This is a genomic window from Flavobacterium algicola, from assembly GCF_022399565.1.
Classification (GTDB): Bacteria; Bacteroidota; Bacteroidia; order Flavobacteriales; family Flavobacteriaceae; genus Flavobacterium; species Flavobacterium algicola.
On sequence record NZ_JAJTUT010000002.1, the window covers coordinates 899,018 to 913,206 of the forward strand.

The following is a 14,189-nucleotide window of genomic DNA, read 5'->3' on the forward strand; positions in this document are numbered from 1 at the left end:
ATTTATTATTTGTTTATTGATGGGTTTATAAAAAAATAACCTCAAGAATTAACTTAAGGTTATATTAAAAATATAGCATTATAAGTCAATTACATGTTTTTGAAGATGGTATGCATCAAACGCTTTTTATCGTTAATGCTTTCCTCAAGAGAAATCATAGTTTCGGTTCTGTAAACACCATCAATATCATCAATCATAAAGATAACATCTTTAGCATGCTTAGTATCTTTAGCTCTAATTTTACAGAAAATATTAAATTTCCCAGTAGTTACTGAAGCTACAGTAACAAACGGAATTTCATTAATACGTTCCAAAACAAATTTAGTTTGAGAAGTATTATTTAGAAAAACACCAACATAAGCGATAAAAGAATACCCTAATTTATCATAGTCCAATACCAAAGACGAACCCATGATAATTCCTGCATCCTCCATTTTCTTAACCCTTACGTGAACTGTACCAGCAGAAATCAATAATTTCTTGGCAATATCTGTAAAAGGTACTCTTGTGTTATCTATTAACATGTCTAAAATCTGATGATCTACTTCATCTAAACGGAACTTACTCATATATCTTAAAATTAATTTTAATTATCGATTTTTACGTACTTTATAAATATACATAAAAACTAATAAAAGATGCAAAATATTACTTTTTTATCAATCCATTAACAAATTTCGTGTTATTTTTCAAACAGAAATCAGCTTTTTTGTTTAATTCGAGACTCTCTCCTTCTGCATCGTTCAGTGCAACTCCACCTAGATCATATACATGATGACCAAAACGATTTTCCAATTCCCCAATCTCTATAATATAAGCGTTAAATTGAATTTTACCATCAATCAACTCCTCCTTATACTGTGCAGCAAAATTCGTTTTTTTTTCATTACTATCATAATTTATTTTTATGTTTTTATATATAAAATCATAAAAAGACTGTTTATTTTGAGGAATATTTAAATAATTATCAATTCCACTAGAAACTATATCGTTTTCGCTAAGTATCTTAAAGCTACTCACCAACGACATAAAAACATATTTTCGTGTTTCTTCGCGCTCATAATCTCCTGGAAAATGACCAGCTTCAAATAGCAATGTAGGCACTCCTAGATATTGAAAAGTATCACCAATACAGTTAATATTAAAAGAGTCATCAAAACGTCCTACTTGCCCCGGTATGTAGCACTGCAATACATTATTGATACCCGCAATAAGTGTAATTGCTTTTAATCGAGAATCATTCACATCACGTTCCTCGTTATAAGAAGGAGCTAAAAACGACATCGTAGCTGGCTTTCCTGAATTATCAACACCAAAAATCGTTCGTTGATCATGTAGATTATAACAGTAGTCAGGTTTAAAATCTTCGAAAACTGCTCTAAGCACCTTACTTTCTGGCTGCGTTAAATCTTGAGAATCCCTGTTTAAATCCACTTTATTTGCATTCTCACGTGTATATAATCGTGCCCCATCAGGATTCAACATTGGAAGTGCACAAAAAGTGAAATCAGTTAATAATTGAGTAGCTAAATCCGATCCTGATTTCAATACATTAAAGAAATCAAATAACCCTTTTGTAGTTGTACTTTCATTTCCGTGCATTTGAGACCATAGAAAAATTTTAATTTTTCCACTACCAATTTGGTATTTGTAAATAGGCTCATTCATTACCGATCTACCAACAACTGTTAATTCGTTATTAGCATTTAGACGATCTAATAATGGTTTGATTTTATCTAAAGTAAGATACCTTCCCGCTATTGATTGCTCTTTATTTTCTAGGAACAATTGTTCTAAATTCATGTCATATAATTTGATTTACAAAAGTAAACAACTTTATTTTTACAATTGTAAATTGTGAAAATTGAAAAATAATTATAATTGTAAACAATTTTAATCTACACAAAAGTCCATAAGAATTACTAATAATTGACAATTGTGTATAATTTTATTTTAAGCACTTAATTATATATATTTCAGTAATTTAAACAGCATCAATTAAACTTTTTATTTTAATATTTTAAACTTATTTCGGCTATTTACATCTGTAATTTTGAATAGCATCCTTTAATTGATTACATTTGTAATTACATATCACGATAAGCGATTTCACAATGGTAAACACCGAAGAATTCATTAAAAGGTTGGAAATTATTTTAGAGTATTATAATTTAAACGCTTCTGCATTTGCAGATAAAATTGGTGTGCAACGATCTAGCTTGTCGCACTTACTCTCGGGTAGAAATAAACCAAGTTTAGATTTTATACTTAAAATATTAGAAGAATTTCCAGAGGTTGATTTGTATTGGATGTTAAATGGAAAAGGAAGTTTTCCGAAGATCGAACAGTCAGATGAAGATTCTCCTGCTCCATCAGTTAATAATACAAAACCATCAACAGATCTATTTACGGAACAAAAAACTGGCGCTACACAAGAAGTAAAAGAAATAAGATCTGAAGAAAACATGACCCCTATTTTAACGTCTGAACTGATTGTAGAGAAGATTGTAGTATTCTACACAAACGGTACTTTTAAGAGCTATCTTTCCAAATAAAAAGTGACCAAAATAAAGAGCGCTTTACTAACTTCAATTTTTAAATCAATCAATTGGAAGTAAACAGTTATGAAATTAAAATTATAACAATTTTTAAAAGACAAAAAAAAAGCCCAGATTATAAAAATCTGAGCTTTACTATATAATGAAGTCTAGTTTACTTCTGACGGCTTTTCAAAACATTTACAATATCGTCTAATTTAAATCCTTTGGCTTGTAATAAAATTAAATAATGAAATAATAAATCAGCACTCTCGCCTAAGAACAAATCATCATTATTGTCTTTGGCTTCAATAACCACTTCAACTGCTTCTTCACCTACTTTTTGAATGATTTTATTCATTCCCAATTTAAATAAGGAAGCTACGTAACTTTTTTCAGAGTCAGCATTTTCTTTTCGAGTTTGAATAGTATCTTCTAATTTCGATATAAAGCCATAAGAAGCATCGTTGGGCGTTTGCCAGCAGGTATCAGCACCTGTATGACAAGTAGGTCCGACGGGTTGCGCCTGAATCAATAATGTATCGCCATCACAGTCGTTTTTAATATCTACCAAGTTCAAGAAATTTCCACTTTCTTCTCCCTTCGTCCAAAGTCTTTGTTTGGAACGGCTGAAGAATGTTACTTTCCCTGTTTCAACTGTTTTTTGATAGGCTTCGGCATTCATATATCCTAACATCAAAACGTTTTTTGTTTCACTATCTTGAATAATTGCTGGAATTAACCCGTGTGCGCTTTTAGAAAAATCTATTTCCATTACTTAATTTTTGAGATTCGAAGTTAGAAATTAGAAGTTATGGAGCTGAAGTATAAAAGCTTCAATGCTCGTCCCTTTAAATTCTTACCTCAATGTTATTATTTTTTAATTCTTGTTTCAATGCTTTTATTTCGATTTCTTTAAAGTGAAAAACACTAGCTGCTAGAGCTGCATCTGCTTTTCCATCTACAAAAGTATCTACAAAGTGTTGTACATTTCCAGCACCACCCGAAGCAATAATCGGAATATTAACTAAACTTGACAATTTGGCCAAGGCTTCATTTGCAAATCCGCTTTTGGTTCCATCATTATTCATTGAAGTAAAAAGGATTTCTCCTGCACCTCGTTGCTCTACTTCTTTAGCCCAATCGAACAAATTTAGTTCAGTCGGTACTTTTCCACCCACCAAATGTACGATCCATTGACCATCAATTTGCTTGGCATCAATCGCAACGACTACACATTGGCTACCAAATTTCTGAGCCAAATCGTTTATCAGTTGCGGATTTTTAACCGCTGATGAATTGATTGATACTTTATCAGCACCATTTTGCAACAATTCTTCCACATCTTCCACAGCCGAAATTCCACCTCCAACCGTAAACGGAATATTGATCGTAGCCGCTACTTTTCGCACCAAATCAAACAAAGTACGTCTTCTTTCTTCGGTTGCCGATATGTCTAGAAAAACCAATTCATCCGCCCCTTCATCTGAATAAATTTTAGCCAATTCCACAGGATCACCAGCATCACGCAAATCTACGAAATTTACGCCTTTTACCGTTCGACCATTTTTTATATCTAAACAGGGTATTATTCTTTTTGTAAGCATCTTTAATATTGTTATTACACAGAGATTCACAAAGCTCTAGCAGAGATGCACTAAGATTCTTTAATAATCTCTGTGATTTCTTTGCGCATCTTTGTGAAATATTCTATCGTATTATAAAATTTTCAAGTTGTTTCAACGAGATTCTTCCTTCGTAAATCGCTTTACCAATAATCGTTCCTTCGCAACCTAATTCGGCTAATTTTGGCAATTCATCAAAAGTGGAAATTCCACCTGAAGCGATTAATTTTAACCCTTCGGCTTGCGCCAACTTCTCGACTCCGCTCGAAGTGACAGTGCATTGATTAATAAGTTTCTTATACAAATCAAAACTAGGACCTTCTAGCATTCCGTCTTTGGCAATATCCGTACAAATAACATACTCTATTCCTTTTGACTGATATCCTTGAATAAACGGCACCAACTCTTGATCCGATTCTTCCAACCATCCAGAAACAGCTACTTTTTCATTATTCGCATCAGCTCCCAAAATAATTTTGTCTGCGCCAAATTTGGCAATCCATTTTTCGAAAATTTCACGATTTTTAACCGCGATGCTTCCTCCTGTAATTTGATTGGCACCACTCTCAAAAGCAATTTTCAAATCTTCATCCGATTTTAGTCCACCACCAAAGTCAATTTTTAAGTTGGTTTGTGTTGCAATTTGCTCCAAAATTTTATGATTGATAATACGACTTGATTTCGCACCGTCGAGATCAACTAAATGCAAATATTCGATTCCGTGTGCCTCAAATTCTTTGGCTACTTCCAACGGATTTTCGTTGTAAATAATTTTGGTATTGTAATCTCCTTTGGATAAGCGAACGCATTTTCCGTCGATGATGTCTATAGCTGGTATGATTCTCATTTTTTTATTGTCATTGCGAGGAACGAAGCAATCTCATTCCGCTAAATTATTATATTCAAATAAATTCTCGTAGTTGAAATACTTTATAATTCTAGAAAGTTTTTAAGAATTTTTTCTCCCACATCACCACTTTTTTCAGGGTGAAATTGTGTTCCAAAGAAATTATCACTTTCCAAAGCCGAAGAATATTCGACTTCATAATTAGTCGTAGCAATCGTTTCTTTACAAAGTGGCGCGTAAAAACTGTGTACCAAATACATGTACTCGTTTTCGGCAATATCTTTAAATAAACCCGATTTTAAATTATAGATCGTGTTCCATCCCATTTGCGGCACTTTTACTTTATCGGTATATTTATAAACGTTGACATCAAAAATTCCCAAACCAGTCGTATCTCCTTCTTCAGAATGATGACACATCAACTGCATACCCAAACAAATTCCCAAAACAGGTTGCGTCAAGGTCGGAATCAAACTGTCCAAGCCGCTTTTGCGTAACATATTCATGGCGTAACTCGCCTCTCCTACGCCTGGAAAAATCACTTTGTCTGCCGCTTTGATTTCGGCTGGATCATTACTCAAAACAGCATGAAAACCTAATCTTTCGATGGCAAACATAATGCTTTGAATGTTTCCTGCTCCGTAATTTATAATAACTATTTTCATTTATTTAGTTTTCGGCTCAGCGCTTTCGGCTGTGAGCTGGTTGCCCATAGCTGAATGCCCGCGGCCATTACAACATCCCTTTCGTTGATGGCAATATCATTTTCTCTGTATCACGTTTCACCGCTACTTTTATTGCTTTAGCAAACGCTTTAAAGATCGCTTCAATTTTATGATGTTCATTATCACCTTCGGCTTTGATGTTAATATTTGCTTTTGCACCATCTGAGAATGATTTAAAAAAGTGGAAAAACATCTCTGTTGGCATCTTTCCTACCATTTCACGTTTGAATTCGGTTTCCCAAATCAACCAGTTTCTACCCCCAAAATCAATGGCTACTTGTGCCAAGCAATCATCCATTGGCAAACAAAAACCGTAACGCTCAATTCCTAATTTATTTCCAAGTGCTTTGGCATACACTTCGCCTAGCGCAATTGCAGTGTCTTCAATAGTATGATGCTCATCGACTTCAAGATCACCAACCACTTTAATTTCTAAATCCATTTGTCCGTGACGCGAAATTTGGTCTAACATATGGTCAAAAAAAGCGATTCCGGTATCAATCTTACTTTGACCTGTTCCATCTAAGTTCAATTTGATGTAAATATCTGTTTCGTGTGTTTTTCTCGTGATCGAAGCTGTACGTTCTTCCAATTTTAAGAACTCATATATCTTTTTCCAATCCATAGACTGCAAAACAATAGTTTCGTCTAACTCTTCTCTTTTAGCACTGATTTCTTCGCTACCAGCACCATCAGAATCGTTCATGAAAATTGCTTTCGTACCTAGATTCTTAGCCAATTCTACATCTGTCAAACGATCTCCTAATACAAACGAGTTTGCTAAATCGTAATTTGGGTTGTCAATGTATTTCGTCAACATTCCTGTGCGTGGCTTACGCGTGGGCGCATTGTCCTCAGGAAACGAACGATCTACAAAAATATCATCAAACAATACTCCTTCATTCTGAAAAGCTCTCAAAATGAAATTTTGGGTTGGCCAAAACGTGTCTTCAGGAAAACTATCCGTTCCTAAACCGTCTTGATTGGTTACCATTACCAATTCAAAATCCAATTCGTTGGCAATTTTAGCCAAATACTGAAAGGATTTTGGATAAAACTCTAATTTATCCAAGCTGTCCAATTGGTATCCTTCTGGTTCCAAAACAATCGTTCCATCACGATCGATAAAAAGTACTTTTTTCATTTTATATAAGCTTTTAGCTGTTAGCTTTTGGCCTTTAGCTAGTTGTGTTATTTGTTTTAATTTATCCTATTTGAATAAATACATTTATTTGGGCGTGCCCCTTCGGGTCGGGCTATCCGTTCCCGCTTTTTTTATTTGCAAAAAAATGCAAATAAAAAAGAGCTCCACTTCTATCCCTCACGCAAAATGAAATCTTTATTTTCAACCCTGACAGGGTGAGTACGTGGTCATTATTCAATAATCAAATCAGTAATCTCGTTCAAATTTTGTTTTTCACTATGATATCGAATAAAATCTTCTACATCACCATAAACTTCAATCGTTTCTTTTCTTTTAAGTTTTGTAGGCTTATCTGAAATAATGGTCTCGTAAGACGACCAAGGATATAAATTCATACTCGTTACAAAACCGTGATGAACAGGATTGTTGTGAATATAAAAAATTAATTGTTTAAAATACCGCTCTGATGAAACGAGCTTTCTTTCAAATGAAGCTTCAAATAAACTACCAGTTCTATTATGTCTTTTATTTACAGCTTGTGTATAAGCATTAAATAAATGTGAAAACTGCCTTGACGGATTAATTACTTTCGGCTTTTCAGTTGTTGTATAACTCAATTCTTCATTTACAATTTCACTTTGCTCTTTGATTCTTACCAAAATATGAAAATGATTTTTCAATAAACACCAAGCAAAAGTTTCGGCAATAGGCTCAATATATTTAGCATATAACTTTAAAAAATGGTTGTAATTTTCAATTGATAAAAAAACATCAATTCCGTTATTACCTCTGTTGTAAATATGATAATAATTACCATATTCTATCGGTTGCTTTACTTCCATTTTATAAAATTACAAATTAATATATATTAACTCTATTACAAGTAACCCTATCAGGGTTTGAAACCCTGATAGGGTTGTATTAAATACTTTTCAAAGCCTCCATCAACTTCTTATTCTCCTCTTCCGTTCCAATTGTAAAACGCAAACAGTTTTCGCATAATGGCTGTGTCGTTCTATTGCGAATCACAATTCCTTTAGCAATCAATTCATCATAACGTTTGTTGGCATTATCTACTTTAGCTAAGATGAAATTAGCTTCGCTAGGATAAATTTTCTTCACAAAAGATACTTCATTCAATACTTGAAGTAAAGATTCTCTTTGCGCTATAATTGAAGTGATTTCATTATCAATTTTAGTTTGGTTTTGCAAACGTTCTAAAGCTCTTTGTTGCGTTAGTTCATTTACGTTATAAGGAGGTTTGATCTTATTCAAAACTGCAATAACTTCAGGCGAACCATAACAAATACCTAAACGAATTCCTGCTAAACCATACGCTTTAGAAAGCGTTTGTGTTATGATTAAATTCGGATACTGGTCTAGTTTTGCCAACCAACTCGCTTTATCAGAAAAGTCAATATACGCTTCGTCAATAACTACAAAACCATTAAAGCTTTCTAAGATCGTAGTTACACTTTCTGTTGTAAATGAATTTCCTGTTGGATTGTTTGGCGAACACAAAAAGATAATTTTCGTATTCGGCGTAACCGCTTCTACAATCGCTTCTACTTTTGGCTGAAAAGCCTCTGAAAGTACAATTTCTTTATGTTCTACATTATTGATATTTGCCAAAACACCATACATACCGTAGGTAGGTGGCAAACTGATTACATTGTCTTCTTTAGGCTCGCAAAAAGCTCTAAACAATAAATCCAACACTTCATCACTTCCGTTTCCTAACAAAATTTGATTGGTATTCAATCCTTTGTTTTTTGCCAAAACTGCTTTCACACTGCTTTGTTGGGGATCAGGATAGCGATTCACACCATTTTCATACGGATTTTCATTGGCATCCAAGAAAATCATGTTGGCAGTATCAAAATCTTCAAACTCATCACGTGCTGAGGAATACGGCTTCAATACCTTCACATTCACACGAACTAAATTATTTATGTCGAAATTTTTCATATTTCTAATTATATTCCTGCAAAGTTTATAAAACCTTGTAGGTCTGATTATTGTAAATACCTACAAGGTTTTTGAAACCTCGCAGGATGCTAATCTTAATGTAACTGCATTTTTGTGTGCTTGTAACCCTTCAGCTTCTGCCATCAATTCAATAGCTGTACCGATATTCTGAATTCCAATAGCAGATATTTTCTGGAACGTCATTGACTTCATAAAACTATCGAGGTTGACACCGCTGTAATTTTTTGCATAGCCATTGGTAGGTAAGGTATGATTGGTACCCGAAGCATAGTCACCAGCACTTTCAGGTGTGTAATTCCCGATAAAAACAGAACCTGCATTTCCGATATTGTCTACATAAAAATCTTCATCTTTCACGCAAATAATAAAGTGTTCAGGACCATATTCATCAATTAAATCCAAAGCAATTTTGTCATTTTCGACATAAATCAATTTAGAATTTGCAATTGCTTTTTCAGCTATTTCTTTGCGGGGTAATTGCTCCAATTGCAATTCGATTTCTTTTTCAACAGCATCAATCAACGCTTTAGATGTAGCTACCAAAATTACTTGACTATCAACACCATGCTCAGCTTGAGAAAGCAAATCTGAAGCTACAAAAGCAGGCACAGCAGTATCATCTGCCACAACTAATAACTCTGATGGTCCAGCTGGCATATCAATTGCTACACCAAACTGAGTGGCTAATTGTTTGGCTACTGTCACATATTGATTTCCAGGTCCGAAAATTTTATACACTTTTGGAATCGCTTTCGTTCCAAAAGTCATTCCGGCAATGGCTTGAATCCCTCCTACTTTGATGATCTTAGTAACACCACATAAATGAGCAGCATACAAAATCGCAGGATTAATATTTCCGTTTTTATCTGGTGGTGAACATAGAACAATCTCGTTACAACCCGCAATTTTAGCAGGTACAGCCAACATTAAAACTGTTGAAAACAAAGGTGCTGTTCCGCCTGGAATATACAAACCAACTTTTTGAATTGGTCGTTTTTCTTGCCAGCATTGAACACCAACTGCGGTTTCTACCGAAACGCGAGTTGTTTTTTGAGCTTGATGGAAGGTTTCGATATTGGCTTTTGCCAACGCAATTGCCTCTTTCAAATCATTCGATAAGCTAGCGACTGCTGTTTCAATTTCAGCTGTCGTTACTTCAATATTTTCAAAACTCACACCGTCAAATTGGCTTGTATATTTGGCTACAGCCAAATCACCATCTTTTTGAACAGCAGCGAAAATCTCTTTTACCGTACCTTCAATATCATTAACCGTTTTCGTTGGCCTTTCTAAAATAGAAGTCCAAGAATCTGGAGTTGGATTGTATATTTTATTCATTTTTTTTTAGCTTTTGGCTATGGGCCTATGCCTTTTAGCACTTATTTCACGTTCTATTGCCAATAGCTATCTGCTACAAGCTAATAGCTTTACAAAACCATTTTCTCAATTGGGCAAACCAAAATTCCTTCGGCACCTGCTTCTTTCAATTGATCAATAACTTCCCAGAAAGTATCTTTATCAATTACTGTGTGTACACTGCTCCAACCTGCTTGCGCTAATGGCATAACCGTAGCACTTTTCAAAACAGGAAGAATATTACTAATCGCCTCAATTTTATCATTTGGTACGTTCATCAAAATGTATTTTGATTTACGCGCTCTTAAAACAGATTCGATTCTGAATTTTAATGTATCTATGATTTTTTGAGCTTCCGGAGATACTTTTGGAGAAACCGCTAAAACTGCTTCACTTTTAAAGATTACTTCTACTTCTTTCAAATTGTTTTTAAACAACGTACTTCCACTTGAAACAATGTCTACAATGGCATCGGCAAGACCAATATTTGGTGCGATTTCAACAGAACCAGAAATTTGGTGAATATCAACAGTAACTCCTTTTGATTTACAAAAATCGATCACTGTATTTGGATACGAAGTGGCAACACGCAATCCATTCAAATCTTGAATTGAATTGTATTCAAAAGCTTTAGGTACAGCGATTGAAACTTTACATTTTGAAAACCCTAATTTCTGGATTACTTCTATATTTTTTCCTTTTTCAACTAATAAATTATCTCCGACGATGGCGATATCTACTACACCATCAATCAAATATTGAGGAATATCTGAATTTCTTAAATACAAAACTTCCAAAGGAAAATTTGAAGCTTCCGCTTTCAACTGATCAATACCATTGTTGATAGAAATACCAGCATCTTTAAGGATTTGAATACTTTCTTCGTTTAATCTACCTGATTTTTGAATTGCAATTTTTAACGTACTCATTTTTTTATTTTTTTATGATTTATTGAATGTGTTTGAGCACAAAGGACTTAACACACAATGAAAAACCCGTTTGATGTGCTCAAACGGGTTTTTTAATATGATGATTTACATGCATACCATTAACACATCGCTTGAGAGCAATAATGAGAATGATGATGATGCAATTGATTTGATAACATACGATTAATGTTGAACTATTTTTTTTGTTTCCATTGCAAATATACTTTTTATTTTAAATATGACGCAATTTTTATTACACTTATAAACAAGATATTGTTAAATCATTCCTCTTCGCTATACTTAATTGGAGTTGCTCTTACAGCAGATGATCGAATTTCTGTATGTCTTATATCTCCTCCTGATTCTCCCGTCTTTAAAGCAAAAACCAAAGCAATGGCAGCGATTACCAGAACTATGATCGAAATCAACCGCGCCCTAGAATGAATTTTAACATTGAGGTAAAAACCATAGATGGATAAAACACTTGTAATATATAACAGTATTGCAAGCTTCTCTGCAAATTCTTCATGAGTATGTACTATTTGTTGACCAATATTAGGCATATCTTCTACCAATTCTTCTGCTCCTTCACCAGTATACATACTTAAAAAAGCCGCTATCGCCGCTACAATGAATATCGAATAAGCGGTATTTTTAATTCCGTTATTTCGAAAATAAAGACCTGAGATTAAGATTCCAAATCCAAAAATCAATCCAACAATTGGAAAATGATTGACCATTAAGTGCAAATGTGCATCGTTCATATTTATCAAATTACTATTATTTATCCTGCTAGAGAGACTCCAATTAATGATCCTATGCCATAGGTTATTGCCGCAGCTGCTAAACCAAATGAAACTTGCCTTATACCTGAGAATAAAGCGCTCTTACCTGTTAATAACGTTATAGCTGCTCCTATACCAAATAAGCCTACAAAACTGCTGCCGACACTCAAATATATAGCATTTTTTCCATCTAAAATTATAAATGGATACAAGGGGATGATTGCTCCAATTGAAAACAATATAAAAGAGGCTATTGCTGCTTCCCATGCCGATCCTCCTAATTCTTTTTTATCAATTCCTAATTCTTCAGTAATAATGGCCTCGATAGCAGATTGCGGATTCTCAAATGCTTTTTCTGCTAATTTTTGCGCCTCTTCCTTATTCATTCCTTTGGCTTGATACAATAAAACGAGCTCTTTCTTTTCTTCCTCGGGTGAAGCGGCTAACTCTTCAGTTTCCAAATCTATTTGGCGTTGGTTTAGTTCTCTAGAACTTTGAACAGATAACCATTCTCCAAGAGCCATCGAAATAGCTCCAGCCAGTAAACCTGCGGATCCAGTTAATAAAATGGTGTTGTTAGAAACGGCCGCACCTGCAACTCCCATCACTAAGCTCATATTCGAAACTAAACCATCATTTGAGCCTAAAACTGCCGCACGCAATGCATTCCCACCTACAGACTTGTGGCGACTTTCGAACTTGGATAATAAACCTCCTGATACATTTAAAGCTGCATTATCGTTTACCGCTTCTATAATTTTGAGATGATTATGTTCAAAACCATTGGGCTTTTCGCCAGATTTCAATTTGTTTTTTATTGCATTGACTGCAAATTGTTTTTCAATATTAGATAAACTACTGATAATAGATCCGTATCCGAATATTTTACCTAGTTTTAACTGCAATTTGGCTCTCAAGGAGGGCGAAGGCATTTTATAACTGGGTTCAATACCTACTACTTTTTCAAGCATCTGCGCGGCATGTCCTTTTTCTATTTGACCTAAACTTTCTAAAACTCTTATCAAATTCTCATCCGACTGAGCAACGGCAATACTTTCATACAAAAACGCTGTATCTACTTCTATTTGTAATTGTCCTTTAAGTTTTTTTAAATCCATAGTAGTGATTAATTAGATATATCAAAAACGCCTTTAATCAAAATCTTAGATGAAGCATTGATTTTATTATTTGGTATAATTTCAACATAATTATCACTATGTTCTCCTACACTAACTGCTGTTTTTTGAAAAGCGTAGCTATTGTTTCTATCATCTTTCAATAAAAGTACGAAGTTTTTATTGTTTTCAGTGATAAGAGCCTCCACAGGAATAGCCAATCCTTTCTTAGAATCAACAACAATCCCTGCTTCAACAAACATCCCTGTGATTAGTTTTTGGGTCATTTTCTCGTCTAAATGTCCATGAACATTAATCGTGCGCTCATTTCCTTCGATAGACTTACCCACTAAATGTACTTCGGCATTAAATGTTTCTTTGGAAGATTCGGGAACCGTAAATTTAATCTTTTGTCCTTCTTTTACTTTCAAAATGTCTTTTTCATAAACATTTAATTCTAAATGTAAATGTGATGTTTGAATAATATCAAGTATCACGTCTGCAGGGGAAACATGCATGCCTACATTAGCATTCATCACTACAATATCACCCGATATAGGTGAATAAATAGTAATAACAGAGGTTAATTTTCCTTTTTCAACTTTCGTAGGGCTAATATTAAGCATAATTAACTTTGCTCTTAAACTTTGATACATTCCTTTGGCCCTGCGATACTCACTCTCGGCTTTTAAATAATTCTTTTGAGAAGTTATTTTTTCATCGAATAAGGTTTTCTGGCGCTCGTATTCGGATTTTAAATAATTAATTTGCTCGGCTACGTCTAAATATTCTTTTTGAATATCTAAAAATTCTGTGTTTTCTAAAGTCAGTAATGCTTGGCCTTTCTTCACTTTATCTCCAACCAAAAGTGTTGTTGACTTCACATAACCTCCTATAAAAGAAGTTATTTGTGCTCTATTTTGCGGCGGTACATCAATCTTTCCTGAAGTTTTTACGGTTACATCAAAATCTTGTTCAGCCGCTGAAGCGATTTGCATGTTCCCTGACTGAAATTGCGCGGCAGTAACTCGAATCAAATTGTCATTTTTCTCTGGCGCTTCTTCCGTTTTAGTTTCTTTGCATGAAACAGTAAGCAGGCAAAATGATAGTATATATAGTATGTTTTTCATTATAAAT

At 34.1% G+C, this 14,189-nt stretch carries 15 protein-coding genes; 1 reads left to right on the forward strand and 14 read right to left on the reverse strand.

Going from position 1 to position 14,189, the window contains the following annotated elements; translation table 11 throughout:
* Positions 1-89: 89 nt before the first annotated feature.
* Together LXH21_RS10375 and LXH21_RS10380 are read right to left on the reverse strand one after the other, a co-directional pair.
* Positions 90-569: an Lrp/AsnC family transcriptional regulator gene (locus tag LXH21_RS10375; RefSeq protein ID WP_072943262.1), complete on the reverse strand. Its 480-nt coding sequence runs from the start codon at positions 567-569 to the stop codon at positions 90-92.
* A gap of 79 nt (positions 570-648) precedes the next feature.
* Positions 649-1,803, reverse strand: a complete 1,155-nt coding sequence (locus LXH21_RS10380) for a M14 family metallopeptidase (RefSeq protein WP_239865491.1) — start codon at positions 1,801-1,803, stop codon at positions 649-651.
* A gap of 311 nt (positions 1,804-2,114) precedes the next feature.
* Here LXH21_RS10380 and LXH21_RS10385 point away from each other — a divergent pair, with 311 nt between their 5' ends.
* A complete protein-coding gene (locus tag LXH21_RS10385) occupies positions 2,115-2,555 on the forward strand; it encodes a helix-turn-helix domain-containing protein (RefSeq protein WP_239865493.1) in 441 nt (146 codons plus the stop codon).
* A gap of 157 nt (positions 2,556-2,712) precedes the next feature.
* Here LXH21_RS10385 and hisIE read toward each other — a convergent pair whose 3' ends face one another.
* From hisIE to LXH21_RS10445, 12 genes are all read right to left on the reverse strand, one after another.
* A complete protein-coding gene (gene hisIE / locus LXH21_RS10390; RefSeq protein ID WP_239865495.1) occupies positions 2,713-3,312 on the reverse strand; it encodes a bifunctional phosphoribosyl-AMP cyclohydrolase/phosphoribosyl-ATP diphosphatase HisIE in 600 nt (199 codons plus the stop codon).
* A gap of 76 nt (positions 3,313-3,388) precedes the next feature.
* Complete coding sequence (gene hisF, locus LXH21_RS10395) at positions 3,389-4,144, reverse strand: imidazole glycerol phosphate synthase subunit HisF (RefSeq protein ID WP_239865497.1); 756 nt, start codon at positions 4,142-4,144, stop codon at positions 3,389-3,391.
* 103 nt (positions 4,145-4,247) lie between these two features.
* Positions 4,248-5,009, reverse strand: a complete 762-nt coding sequence (hisA, locus tag LXH21_RS10400; RefSeq protein WP_239865499.1) for a 1-(5-phosphoribosyl)-5-[(5-phosphoribosylamino)methylideneamino]imidazole-4-carboxamide isomerase — start codon at positions 5,007-5,009, stop codon at positions 4,248-4,250.
* A gap of 83 nt (positions 5,010-5,092) precedes the next feature.
* On the reverse strand, positions 5,093-5,674 hold the full coding sequence (hisH, locus tag LXH21_RS10405) for an imidazole glycerol phosphate synthase subunit HisH (protein WP_239865501.1): 582 nt from the start codon (positions 5,672-5,674) through the stop codon (positions 5,093-5,095).
* Between the two features lie 67 nt (positions 5,675-5,741).
* Positions 5,742-6,878, reverse strand: a complete 1,137-nt coding sequence (gene hisB, locus LXH21_RS10410) for a bifunctional histidinol-phosphatase/imidazoleglycerol-phosphate dehydratase HisB (RefSeq protein WP_239865502.1) — start codon at positions 6,876-6,878, stop codon at positions 5,742-5,744.
* A 230-nt stretch (positions 6,879-7,108) separates the two neighbouring features.
* Positions 7,109-7,720: a hypothetical protein gene (locus LXH21_RS10415; RefSeq protein ID WP_239865503.1), complete on the reverse strand. Its 612-nt coding sequence runs from the start codon at positions 7,718-7,720 to the stop codon at positions 7,109-7,111.
* Positions 7,721-7,799: 79 nt separating this feature from the next.
* Complete coding sequence (gene hisC / locus LXH21_RS10420) at positions 7,800-8,846, reverse strand: histidinol-phosphate transaminase (protein WP_239865504.1); 1,047 nt, start codon at positions 8,844-8,846, stop codon at positions 7,800-7,802.
* A 60-nt stretch (positions 8,847-8,906) separates the two neighbouring features.
* Positions 8,907-10,205, reverse strand: coding sequence for a histidinol dehydrogenase (gene hisD / locus LXH21_RS10425; protein ID WP_239865505.1), 1,299 nt, complete (start codon positions 10,203-10,205; stop codon positions 8,907-8,909).
* An 89-nt stretch (positions 10,206-10,294) separates the two neighbouring features.
* Positions 10,295-11,152: an ATP phosphoribosyltransferase gene (gene hisG, locus LXH21_RS10430; protein ID WP_239865506.1), complete on the reverse strand. Its 858-nt coding sequence runs from the start codon at positions 11,150-11,152 to the stop codon at positions 10,295-10,297.
* Positions 11,153-11,433: 281 nt separating this feature from the next.
* Entirely contained in the window at positions 11,434-11,916 is a 483-nt protein-coding gene (locus LXH21_RS10435; RefSeq protein ID WP_239865507.1) for a hypothetical protein, read from the reverse strand.
* A 20-nt stretch (positions 11,917-11,936) separates the two neighbouring features.
* On the reverse strand, positions 11,937-13,055 hold the full coding sequence (locus LXH21_RS10440) for a VIT1/CCC1 transporter family protein (RefSeq protein WP_239865513.1): 1,119 nt from the start codon (positions 13,053-13,055) through the stop codon (positions 11,937-11,939).
* 8 nt (positions 13,056-13,063) lie between these two features.
* Complete coding sequence (locus LXH21_RS10445; protein ID WP_239865514.1) at positions 13,064-14,182, reverse strand: efflux RND transporter periplasmic adaptor subunit; 1,119 nt, start codon at positions 14,180-14,182, stop codon at positions 13,064-13,066.
* Positions 14,183-14,189: the final 7 nt, after the last annotated feature.

What these genes read in the sequence shown, in the direction of transcription:
- LXH21_RS10445 (WP_239865514.1), bottom strand. Translation starts at nt 14,182, where the DNA reads ATGAAAAACATACTATATATACTATCATTTTGCCTGCTTACTGTTTCA.
- hisF (WP_239865497.1), bottom strand. Translation starts at nt 4,144, where the DNA reads ATGCTTACAAAAAGAATAATACCCTGTTTAGATATAAAAAATGGTCGA.
- hisG (WP_239865506.1), bottom strand. Translation starts at nt 11,152, where the DNA reads ATGAGTACGTTAAAAATTGCAATTCAAAAATCAGGTAGATTAAACGAA.
- LXH21_RS10415 (WP_239865503.1), bottom strand. Translation starts at nt 7,720, where the DNA reads ATGGAAGTAAAGCAACCGATAGAATATGGTAATTATTATCATATTTAC.
- LXH21_RS10380 (WP_239865491.1), bottom strand. Translation starts at nt 1,803, where the DNA reads ATGAATTTAGAACAATTGTTCCTAGAAAATAAAGAGCAATCAATAGCG.
- hisA (WP_239865499.1), bottom strand. Translation starts at nt 5,009, where the DNA reads ATGAGAATCATACCAGCTATAGACATCATCGACGGAAAATGCGTTCGC.
- LXH21_RS10385 (WP_239865493.1), top strand. Translation starts at nt 2,115, where the DNA reads ATGGTAAACACCGAAGAATTCATTAAAAGGTTGGAAATTATTTTAGAG.
- hisIE (WP_239865495.1), bottom strand. Translation starts at nt 3,312, where the DNA reads ATGGAAATAGATTTTTCTAAAAGCGCACACGGGTTAATTCCAGCAATT.
- hisD (WP_239865505.1), bottom strand. Translation starts at nt 10,205, where the DNA reads ATGAATAAAATATACAATCCAACTCCAGATTCTTGGACTTCTATTTTA.
- LXH21_RS10440 (WP_239865513.1), bottom strand. Translation starts at nt 13,055, where the DNA reads ATGGATTTAAAAAAACTTAAAGGACAATTACAAATAGAAGTAGATACA.
- hisH (WP_239865501.1), bottom strand. Translation starts at nt 5,674, where the DNA reads ATGAAAATAGTTATTATAAATTACGGAGCAGGAAACATTCAAAGCATT.
- hisC (WP_239865504.1), bottom strand. Translation starts at nt 8,846, where the DNA reads ATGAAAAATTTCGACATAAATAATTTAGTTCGTGTGAATGTGAAGGTA.
- LXH21_RS10375 (WP_072943262.1), bottom strand. Translation starts at nt 569, where the DNA reads ATGAGTAAGTTCCGTTTAGATGAAGTAGATCATCAGATTTTAGACATG.
- LXH21_RS10435 (WP_239865507.1), bottom strand. Translation starts at nt 11,916, where the DNA reads ATGAACGATGCACATTTGCACTTAATGGTCAATCATTTTCCAATTGTT.
- hisB (WP_239865502.1), bottom strand. Translation starts at nt 6,878, where the DNA reads ATGAAAAAAGTACTTTTTATCGATCGTGATGGAACGATTGTTTTGGAA.